Source organism: uncultured Paraglaciecola sp. (assembly GCF_937123705.1).
GTDB lineage: Bacteria > Pseudomonadota > Gammaproteobacteria > Enterobacterales > Alteromonadaceae > Paraglaciecola.
The window spans coordinates 1-9,688 of record NZ_CAKZKO010000208.1 but is presented as its reverse complement, the minus strand read 5'-3'; the positions used below and the strand labels follow the sequence as shown (position 1 = coordinate 9,688).

9 protein-coding genes are annotated in these 9,688 nt (G+C 41.3%); all 9 read left to right on the top strand.

Annotated features, from left to right (window positions below; translation table 11 throughout):
* Positions 1 to 105: 105 nt before the first annotated feature.
* The gene (locus Q0688_RS25905; RefSeq protein WP_299084426.1) at positions 106 to 1,725 is read left to right on the top strand and encodes a hypothetical protein; all 1,620 of its coding nucleotides are present in this window, start codon (positions 106 to 108) and stop codon (positions 1,723 to 1,725) included.
* A gap of 329 nt (positions 1,726 to 2,054) precedes the next feature.
* Complete coding sequence (locus Q0688_RS25900) at positions 2,055 to 2,786, top strand: PEP-CTERM sorting domain-containing protein (protein ID WP_299084424.1); 732 nt, start codon at positions 2,055 to 2,057, stop codon at positions 2,784 to 2,786.
* A gap of 1,004 nt (positions 2,787 to 3,790) precedes the next feature.
* A complete protein-coding gene (locus tag Q0688_RS25895; protein WP_299084421.1) occupies positions 3,791 to 5,149 on the top strand; it encodes a tyrosine-type recombinase/integrase in 1,359 nt (452 codons plus the stop codon).
* A complete protein-coding gene (locus Q0688_RS25890; protein ID WP_299084419.1) occupies positions 5,149 to 5,664 on the top strand; it encodes a hypothetical protein in 516 nt (171 codons plus the stop codon). The genes Q0688_RS25895 and Q0688_RS25890 overlap by 1 nt, the downstream gene beginning before the upstream one ends.
* Positions 5,665 to 5,778: 114 nt before the next feature.
* Positions 5,779 to 5,979 (top strand): helix-turn-helix domain-containing protein, encoded by a 201-nt coding sequence (locus Q0688_RS25885; RefSeq protein ID WP_299084417.1) that lies wholly within the window; start codon positions 5,779 to 5,781, stop codon positions 5,977 to 5,979.
* A gap of 1 nt (position 5,980) precedes the next feature.
* Positions 5,981 to 6,280 carry a hypothetical protein gene (locus tag Q0688_RS25880; RefSeq protein ID WP_299084414.1) on the top strand — a complete coding sequence of 100 codons (300 nt, stop codon included), beginning with the start codon at positions 5,981 to 5,983 and terminating at the stop codon, positions 6,278 to 6,280.
* Positions 6,277 to 6,531 carry a helix-turn-helix domain-containing protein gene (locus tag Q0688_RS25875; RefSeq protein WP_299084411.1) on the top strand — a complete coding sequence of 85 codons (255 nt, stop codon included), beginning with the start codon at positions 6,277 to 6,279 and terminating at the stop codon, positions 6,529 to 6,531. The genes Q0688_RS25880 and Q0688_RS25875 overlap by 4 nt, the downstream gene beginning before the upstream one ends.
* Positions 6,524 to 9,019: a hypothetical protein gene (locus Q0688_RS25870; RefSeq protein WP_299084409.1), complete on the top strand. Its 2,496-nt coding sequence runs from the start codon at positions 6,524 to 6,526 to the stop codon at positions 9,017 to 9,019. The genes Q0688_RS25875 and Q0688_RS25870 overlap by 8 nt, the downstream gene beginning before the upstream one ends.
* A gap of 433 nt (positions 9,020 to 9,452) precedes the next feature.
* Positions 9,453 to 9,688: hypothetical protein (locus tag Q0688_RS25865; protein WP_299084405.1), on the top strand; the 236-nt coding region annotated here is incomplete at its 3' end.

The following is a 9,688-nucleotide window of genomic DNA, read 5'->3' as shown; positions in this document are numbered from 1 at the left end:
AGATTTTGCCCCTCTTTTGCTTAGCAATTTAGCGGGCCAGTACTTCTCTCTGTTACCGGTTTATGTGCTACTTTAAGTGTAACCAATCAAATATGGATTGTTCGCATGTCTATAATCAAGAGATTTGCCTCTACTAAACTGCAACAGTTTGTTATTTTCATGCTTGCCACATTGTTAACCACCCATATTGTGCTGGCGCATGATGGCAAGCACAAAGCAGATAATATTGCCAAGCCCGAACGAGTGCTTGGTCATTTAACCTTTGCTACCTCTAGCCATTCTAAAGAAGCTCAAGATGCCTTTGAACAAGGCATGCTGCTCCTGCATTTATTTGAATATCCCTTCGCTATTGCCGAATTTAAGAAAGCCCAATCTATCGATAGTCACTTTGCTATGGCTTATTGGGGCGAAGCCATGGCGTATAATTATCCCATCTGGGATATGCAGTTTAGAGATAAGGCGCAAAATGCACTTAATGCTTTTGCTCCGACAATTGAACAACGCCAGGCAAAACTGAAGACGAAGAAAGAGAAGGATTACTTTAAGAGCTTGGATATTCTTTACGGTTTAGCAAACAGTGATACAAGCAAATACCAAAGAGATATGGCATACAAACATTTTCTAAGTGAAATGGCACAACGTTATCCTGGTGATGTTGAGGTTCAGCTATTTTATGCCTTAGCTATTTTGGGCTCTCACGGAGGGGTAAGGGATATCCCTGACTACATGGAAGCGGCGGCAATCGCTCAGAAGGGGTTTTATGCAAACCGACAACACCCCGGTGCGGCGCACTATCTTATTCACGCCGTTGATGACCCTATTCACGCGCCTCTTGGATTAGAAGCCGCCAGAGCACTCTATAAAATGGCACCCGATGCAGGCCATTCACTGCATATGACTTCCCATATTTTTAACGCTCTGGGAATGTGGGACGATGTTGTCATGGCCAACACTAACGCTGTGAAGGTAGCTAATCACATGCGGGCTGAGAGAGGAGAACCTGCATCTCATGTTGGACATTATAATTTTTGGTTGCTCTACGGCCTACTGCAACAGGGTAACTTTGCACAAGCAAAACAGTTGCTTGAAACTGCTTATGAGGAAATAACGCACTTGGCCAAGCCGCCTAAAGCACCAATGATTCTTGATCCGGATAGTGATCCAGTCGGGTCGCTGTTACAAATGTGGTCTCGCTATGTATTCGAAACAGGCGGAACAGACACTGAGGTATTGAATTGGACCTTTAATCTACAGGATGCCTTTGATCCTAATCTCAACCTACTTTATGTCAAAGCATTTATGGCAAAAGATCCAGAGAGAATCCGCGCTCTAAAAAAACAATATAAAGAGCTCGTTGCAAAGTTGCGTCGGACAATAATGACATTGCCTGAAAAAGAAATGTTTTTTCTCGAATACCTCAAACGCACAGAGGTTATCGAACAACAACTGGAAGCCTTCGAACAGCGTGCTAAAGGAAATTTGGCCGCTGCCATTGCAAGTGCAACCAAGGCCAGTGAGCTCGAAGGTGCGATGCCCTATGAATTTGGTCCTCCTTTTGTGGACTATCCCTCTGCCCAATTATTGGGAGAGCTTAACCTAATACAAGGCAACTATGCAGACGCAGCCGCAGCCTTTGCCGAGGCGTTAAAACGAGCCAGAAATAAAGTTCAGGCCGTCAAAGGGCTTGCACAGGCAAGGGATGCTATGGGGCAGCAGTTAAAATAGAGGCAAAAAGTACTTTTTCGTAAATTATCAAGGGTACCGCAAGTGACCATGCGGGTTAGCATTTTAATGCTAGAAAAAACTGGAAAATGAAAACTAGAGAGTTGTGCGGGCTTCTTTTAAGTGTCTTTTCTACGACTTTTGACTCGTCAACCAGTGTCGGTTATTTTTACAGAGTAAGAGTTATAAAAAAATATATGTTCTATATGGTTGAAAATAAAGGTATTTTTATTTTGGCGTGACTCTTGCTTTAAACCCTTGCAAAAGTTTTTAACTATTTGTAAATGACTCATTGTAGATTTAACATGAGAAGGATTAAAGGGAACATATAAATGAAATTCAAAAAATTAAAATTAACTTTAGCAGGGTTAATCATATCTGTTTGTAGCTTAAATTCTAATGCTGGTATTATAATTTCTGGTGACGTAACAAACGGAACTGGTGTCTTTACGATTACCGAAGACATCGTATTCAATCTTGGTGGTACTGCAACCAATCCCAATGCCGATCCTTATGCCTTAATGTTTCATGACTGGACACAATCCTTCGGTGCTTTTGTTGACGACCCATTTCTTGGTGGTGGTGGTAGGTATCAACTTGTCGGTGACAAACTCAACCTTAGCCGTACGCCGACGCCGTTTGATCCAACGCTTGACAATTTCGTCTCTGGCTCGGGTGCTTCAAGAGTATTCAGTAATGAATTAACCAGCGCCCCACAGTTTGACGGTAATTTCTATAATCGTGGTTCTGTATTGTGGTTCAGCGACACGAATCAAAGAGTTCGCAACTTAGGTTTTGACAACGGAATTGATGACCAAGTAAACGAAAACTTCGTAATCGGAGCAGGATCATGGTTGATGCCACAATTAAATAAATGGGATTTGTATGGAGAGTTCTCTGGTGAGGCTACGTTGTATTTGGCACTTGGATATAATGCACAAGAAAATGGTGCTATTCCTGTTGCAACAACAAGCATTACCTCGGTACCTGAACCATCTACACTTGCTATTTTTGCACTAGGTATAATGGGTTTAGCATCACGACGATTTAAGAAACAATCTTAATTTAGGTTTTAGTATCAGATTATAGAAAACATCAATTATCTTGATTGGTGTTTTTTTGTATCTGGTGTTTAGTTTTAACCCTAATAAATTTTCAAGAGTATCGGCAATGGTGGCTTAGCTCTTTATCAGGAACATAATAGTTGAACACTTAAAGCAGCTTAAATATCTACTGATTTTAATGTCCGCAATCGTATCAAAGTGCCCCTAAAAATCACTCAAAATGGATCTTTGCTAATGACGGTTTAGGTCGATTCCTGCCCTTTTTAAACTAAATACTAATGTCGGCTTTGGGCGCTAATTTTCTCATTCGCGACCAAACTCCGATGGCTGCTATTTCGCTCACAACAGTCTGACAGAATAAATTTTCTTTTGAGTGATTTAGGTCGATGCAGAACTTTTAACGATAAGCGAACTTTCCCCGCGTTATTCAGTTTCGCAGCATTCCAGAGTTTCAGTTTCTGCCTCCCCCCCCCAACCCCAATGAAAGGATTAAATTGTGACTGGTTTGCAGTTGCCTCAATCCCAGCCCAAAAACGACAGATAGTGGCTCCAGAGTGGCCGACAGTGGCAAATGTTCAATGGCCGAAGGTCGGTGGTAGTCAACTACGAAAATCCCACAGCTGCCAACAGAGCGCAAAATGTACAAAGAGTGGTTTTTCAGACGAATTTCAGCCAGACCAAAAATCTATAAGTCGGTGGGTGTGAGGTAACTCGATGATTTGTATGGAGAAAATGGTGGCCCCTCCCTGACTCGAACAGGGGACCTGACGATTATGAGTCGAAAGAATTGCGTATTAATCCGCATTGATTTACATTTCAAAACTCATTAAAAACAGTATCTTAACAATAGTTTTCTTATGTGGCGTGTTGTTCGGAATAGGTGTATATTAATACAATTCCGATCCGTGACCGATCCGTGAACCGATCCGCAGCATTAAAACAAAAAGCCCCGCTGGTGCTCGAACACTCGCAGGGCTAACCACCAGAACCATAAGGGGGTTCAAATGGCTTCATCAGATTCTACCACTAAACCAGCAAAGGCCAAAAATAAAGTAAATTTTACCGCTGGTAGGGTTGCCGCTTTTAAATGTCCTGACGGTAAAAAAGAGGCTTTTCTTTGGGATGATAAGCAACCGGGATTAGGTCTCAGGGCTTTTGCTTCAGGTAAGAAAACTTACATTTTTCAAGTGTGGGTAAATGGCAGAACACAAAGGACCGTTATTGGTGCTGAAGAATCATTTGATATAGAACAAGCCAGAACCGAAGCAAAAAAATTTAATGTACTAGCTAGCCAGAACGTCAGCCCGGCTAAAGTTAAAAGAGAAAAAGCCGCCGCTGAATTATCTGAAGAAAAAGAGGTAAAGCGCGGTTCGGTTACTCTTGGTGCTGTATGGTCTGAATATGTTGAAGCTAATAAGAATGATTGGGGCGAAAAACACTATAAAGATCATTTAAAGTCAGTTCAGCAAGCTGGCTTACCTTGGGCTAGGGGGAAAGGACGATTAACCAAGCAGGGTTGTTTGTTTCCTTTAGTGAATATTAAGCTAGGGGATTTAAACGCTGATTTAGTTAGGCGTTGGCTGGATAAAGAAAATAAAACCCGCCCCGGTGTTGCTGCTCAAACCTACCGCTTGTTGTTTGCCTGTCTAAGTTGGAGCAATGAACAACCTGAATATGCAGGTCTAATTGATGTTGTTGCACTAAAAAGTAAAGCCGTTAAAAAGACAGTTACCAAATTAAAACCCCGTGATGACGTATTACAGCGTGAACAATTACCCGCTTTGTTTGCAGAGTTTAGAAAGATAGCTAACCCCGTTATTTCTGCTTATGTGCAAACTTTGTTGCTGACAGGGGCTAGACGCAATGAACTAATGGGCTTGCAATGGTCAGACGTGGATTTTACATGGAAAAGTATGACTATACGCGACAAAGCCACCAGCAAGGGCAGCGTGGAAGGTGTAAGAGTTATTCCCTTAACCCCATATGTAGAAAGTCTACTCATTCAACTACCCCGCCGTAATCAGTGGGTATTTTCAAGTCTTTCAGGTAAGAGTGGAAAATTAAACGATCCCCGCAAGAGTTACGATCCCGCGATTAATGCTGCAGGTATTGCGAACTTAACTTTGCATGGCTTACGCCGCAGCTTTGCCACTCTATCAGAATGGGTTGAAGTGCCGACTGGTGTAGTGGCTCAAATTATGGGACATAAGCCCAGCGCCACCGCCGAAAAACATTATAAACAAAGGCCACTAGACCTTTTAAGGCTTTGGCATGAACGAATAGAAACATGGTTTTTAGAACAAGCCGGGCTATGTGCTCCTGTCAGTAGTGAAAAACGTTTAACTGTAGTTAAGGAGGCGTGATGGACGATTCATTAAGAATTTTTACGGATAGTAATCGACCTGTTTCTTTGCCGGGAGTTGGTAATCATGAAGTTGAAAAAAACTTTAATTGGATAGCCGCTATTGATTCATGGGATTTTTGTGACCCTACGCCTTTAAAGGAAATGATCATAAGACATCCTATTCCTACAGAGCTTTTACCTATTATTGCTAATATTGTATCTGGAGAGCGTAAGCCAAATACAAAAGCCGCATCAAAACTAACAGTTCCAGCAAATCAAAGAATGGTACTTGCTAGTGTCATACTTTCTCAAAGATTAATCCCAGAATCCGTTTTGAATAAAACAACGACTCCAAATTATGATAATATTGCTGACGAAAGGGGAGTCGAGCCTTCGGAATTAATATATGACTACAGAAAAGTGGTAAGACGGCTAGATAAACGCTTTTGTGAAATTGCAGGTGTTAGTGCTGGTACTGTAAAAAATATTATTAATGATCTTAAAGATAGGGTGAAAAACTACCCAAAATTGTAAAGTCAAATTTAGTGAACTAAAACAAAGTGTATTTGTACTAATTTAGCTAATTGTTTTTAATCAAATTTCGTCTCTAGAATGCAAAACCTATTCAACAAATATAGGTTTATACAAATGGCGAACCATACTTTTACACTACAAAATTTAACCACCGAACAATTTGCCGAAGCGCTACACGGCAAACCTAGCACAATTAGAACTCGCCTATGCAAAACAGGCAGCTTCTATGGAATCAGACCTACCAAATTACCTTCAGGCCGTTTGCTTTGGCCTGCTGAAGCTGTACAAGCTTTTCTAAACGGCGAGGTGATTTAACATGAAAGATGAAAATTACTACATCGAAAACCGCCGGGCTGTTCTTGTTGAATGCTTGCAAGGGTTCTCAGCTTCAAACGCCCATCTTTGCTTCATTACCTCACGCCTCGCGCTTGGCAAGATGCCGTTAAAGACTATTTTAAAAGTGTCTTCTGAACAGGGTTACACAGCCTCGAACACTCGCAATATATTGGATAGGCTTATCCAAGCAAAACTGATTGAGTACGCTCACGAACAACAATTCGTTTACGTTCGCTTTAATAAAGACGGTCAACTGTTTGCTAAGGCGGTCGAGAAATGAGCACTCACACAATCAGTAATTCATACACAGCACAATGTGCACGTTTGTTGCGTTATCTTAAAGAAAACGGAACAGTAACAACCTTACAAGCTCGGCACTTGTTAGCTGTAATGCACCCAGCAGGACGGATCAAGGATTTACGAAACGCAGGATATACAATTTTAACTTATTGGGTTTTTGATACTGACTCAACAGGGGTTCGCCATCGACAAGGTTTATATGTTTTAAAGGCTGGTGATAACAATGACTAGGCAAACAAAACAAAACCCCGCAACCGCCACAGTTAACAGGGTCTTTGATAAATCAATCAAGAGTAATTTTACCAGTACAAAACTTAACCTGTCTAGTACAGATACGGGTGGCGTAAGCAATACCCAATTACAGCCACTTGAGTTAACTCTATCTGAACTGATAGTCATGTTTCAGCCTGATAAAATTAAGGTAGGGTCTAAAGATGGGCCTTACTTTGTTCGTGGACGTTGTGAAGGTAATAGAAGCGATAAGGCAATGCTTCATTCAAACAATCTTTTGATCATTATTGATGGTGACAGTTCAGTAAATGAAGATGGTGAAGTTGTAGAAGGTGCACCAGATCCCGAATTGGCCCATAAAGCTATGAAAGAGGCAGGTATTGAACATCTCATTTATACCAGCCACAGCCACCACAAACACGGCGAAAACTTCAACAAGTGGCGTTTATTAGTGCCTAGTGATGGTACACCCGAAACCTTAGCAAGTGGTGTCGATGCCATAATAGATATTTTGCATAGTGCAGGAGTTAAAGTTGCACCAGTAAGCGAGAATAATAGCCTTTCACAGCCATGGTATTTCCCTAGGGTTGAAGCTGGCCGAGCTGCTTTTTATTACAGTTCTAGTTATGAAACTGGCAAGCTGTTTAATGTGCCTGTAAAAGCCCCAGAACCAATACCTTTTGCAACTAAGGCGAAGCCTAAGCAAAGAGGTGAAAGCGTAGTGCAGGCTTATTGTGATCGTTACCCACTTCAGCAAAAGGTTGAGGAATTAGGGTTTAAACACATTAGGGAAAATCGCTATTTACCACCTGAAAGTAAAAGCGGTGTTGCAGGGGCTAAGATTATTACGGGCGAGCGCGACGGGCGCGAAAGATTATATATTCACAATACCAGTCATCCACTACATGGAAAGGGTTTAGATTCCTTTGATCTATTCTGTGAACAAGACCATCGCGGCGATTTTAAAGAAGCGGTAAAGGCCGCTGCTGATTTATTAGGTCTAGCTGCTACCGATGACGCTTTTGCTATGTTTATTGCTGCTGAAGACCGTGAAGAAACGCAAGAGCAAGAGACATTACCTATAAATGTGTCAGGTGTCCGCATTGAAAATCCGCCGGGGCTAGCTGGTGAAATGTGCCAGCACTTGAACTTGACTGCAAAGCGCCCGATACCTTTGATCTATCCTATTGTTGCGCTGCAAATGCTTTCATTAGCTGCAGGTGTTCGCAAAGGTTTAGAGGGTATTAAACTTAATCTGTTAACGTTGGCTATTGCTCCAAGCGCTGCAGGTAAAGAGCACGGCCAAAGCTGGTTAGCTGAAGTCGCGGCACAATTAAAATTAGGTCGCCATGTTGTCGGGGGCATTTCTTCAGACGTTGATATGATCCGAAACGTGATAGAAGGTGATGGGCGTTGTTGTTATCGGATTGATGAAATTCAGGGCTTGTTTAAATCAATAAACAGTAAAAATGCTAATACCTATGAAAGTAAAATAGGTGATCTGATTTTGCAACTTGCAACATCAAACGTTTACTTATTTGCTGGCAATCATCGTAGACAATTTAATAAAGAAATTGATCACGATATCGAACAGCTTAAAAAGAAAATAGCTAAAGCTGAAGAAGGGCAAAAGCTCGAAACTGTAGAAGACCCTGACGTTGAAAAACTAAGCCGCGCTTTAAGGCGGTTGTATAAAAAACGCGATTTCATAGAAAATGGCTGGCCTGATCCTATAGTGTCAATAATGGGGCATTCGACGCCGACTGGCCTTGATAGTCTGATAACTGAGGAAAATATCGGAAGTGGCTTAATTGGTCGCTGTCTGGTGATCCGGTGCGCTGAAGAGCGTGAAAAATTACAACAGTTAAAGAAACCGCCGTTTCTAGGTGATGCAACACTAATTAACCGTTTACATCAGATTAATAAAGGTAGTCTGCACCCTTTAAAAGTCAGTGAACAAGCAAAGGTAATGCTTGAGGCAATCCAGGACTATTACGATCAAGACCAACGACTTAACGCGCCTGTGATGGGGGCTATTTATGCACGGGTAATGGAGCAAGTTAATAAAGTTGCAAGCTTGCTAGCGTTGGAAGTGGGCGAAGTGCAGCCAGAACATGTTAGCTATGCGTTTTCGCTGGTGGCTAGGTGTATCGGTGATGTTGGCTATTTATTACAAAAAGATGCAGCAAACAGAGCAAGCGCAACTACTGCTGATATTGCATTACACACAAGAGCTGATATTAAACGCAGGTTATCAACAGATAAGGTCAAAACTGAAGGCATAGCACCAAGCGCCCTGAAACAAGCTGTATTGAAATGCTTTGTTAAGTTAAAGCATCTAACAGACCAACATAACAAAACTCACCAAGCACAAGATAAACCCGACTTTTACGACCAAGTTATCAACCGTATGGAACAAGTCGGAGATATTGCACTCAAGCAGTCCGGAAAAAAGAAACGTTATGTTTTGACAGGGGCGGTAAAGTGACCATTAACGATAGTTGGCCGATCTTTGTTTTATCTGCTTTATACCTTCTTTATACCATAGACGGTATAAGGCAAAGCCCTTTATATATAAGGCTTAAAGATAGCTTTATACCTATATACCTTAATTTCTTCTTTCTTATTGAATACTTTTTTTTATATCTGAAAAATGAGTTTTTATATTTATTAAGAAAAAGACGGTAAAGGTATAAAGTAACTCGAACAACAAGCCCGGCAAGGCTTTTGCTTTATTCCGGTATAAGTATAACGCAGGTATAAAGGTATAAAGTTAAGGCATTAGTATGACTAAAGAACAATAAAAAATAAGATTGGCCAATGATTCGCTTGGTTTTCGGCAGTCGCATCTAGGTCTCATAAAATCAATAACTGTAAGAATGCACCTGTTTTTCGTAATAAAAAAGTTTTGAGGTTGAATAATGCCTAAAGGTTTTCATGTAAGTCATGCACAAACGCGCAACTATATTGAGTCATACCAAAGACTGAAAGCAAGCTCATTTAAGATGATGCTTGATGCCAAGGTAGGTAGCTATATCTTTGAGGGTATTAAGCAAAGCGCAGAGCATTGTATATTTGATTTAATAGCGCCGGACGAATGGCCGAGGGCTATGATTTTTACTATCAATGACAGAAAAATACCTGTCCCCCTGCAAAC

What these genes read in the sequence shown, in the direction of transcription:
- Q0688_RS25905 (WP_299084426.1), top strand. Translation starts at nt 106, where the DNA reads ATGTCTATAATCAAGAGATTTGCCTCTACTAAACTGCAACAGTTTGTT.
- Q0688_RS25900 (WP_299084424.1), top strand. Translation starts at nt 2,055, where the DNA reads ATGAAATTCAAAAAATTAAAATTAACTTTAGCAGGGTTAATCATATCT.
- Q0688_RS25895 (WP_299084421.1), top strand. Translation starts at nt 3,791, where the DNA reads ATGGCTTCATCAGATTCTACCACTAAACCAGCAAAGGCCAAAAATAAA.
- Q0688_RS25890 (WP_299084419.1), top strand. Translation starts at nt 5,149, where the DNA reads ATGGACGATTCATTAAGAATTTTTACGGATAGTAATCGACCTGTTTCT.
- Q0688_RS25885 (WP_299084417.1), top strand. Translation starts at nt 5,779, where the DNA reads ATGGCGAACCATACTTTTACACTACAAAATTTAACCACCGAACAATTT.
- Q0688_RS25880 (WP_299084414.1), top strand. Translation starts at nt 5,981, where the DNA reads ATGAAAGATGAAAATTACTACATCGAAAACCGCCGGGCTGTTCTTGTT.
- Q0688_RS25875 (WP_299084411.1), top strand. Translation starts at nt 6,277, where the DNA reads ATGAGCACTCACACAATCAGTAATTCATACACAGCACAATGTGCACGT.
- Q0688_RS25870 (WP_299084409.1), top strand. Translation starts at nt 6,524, where the DNA reads ATGACTAGGCAAACAAAACAAAACCCCGCAACCGCCACAGTTAACAGG.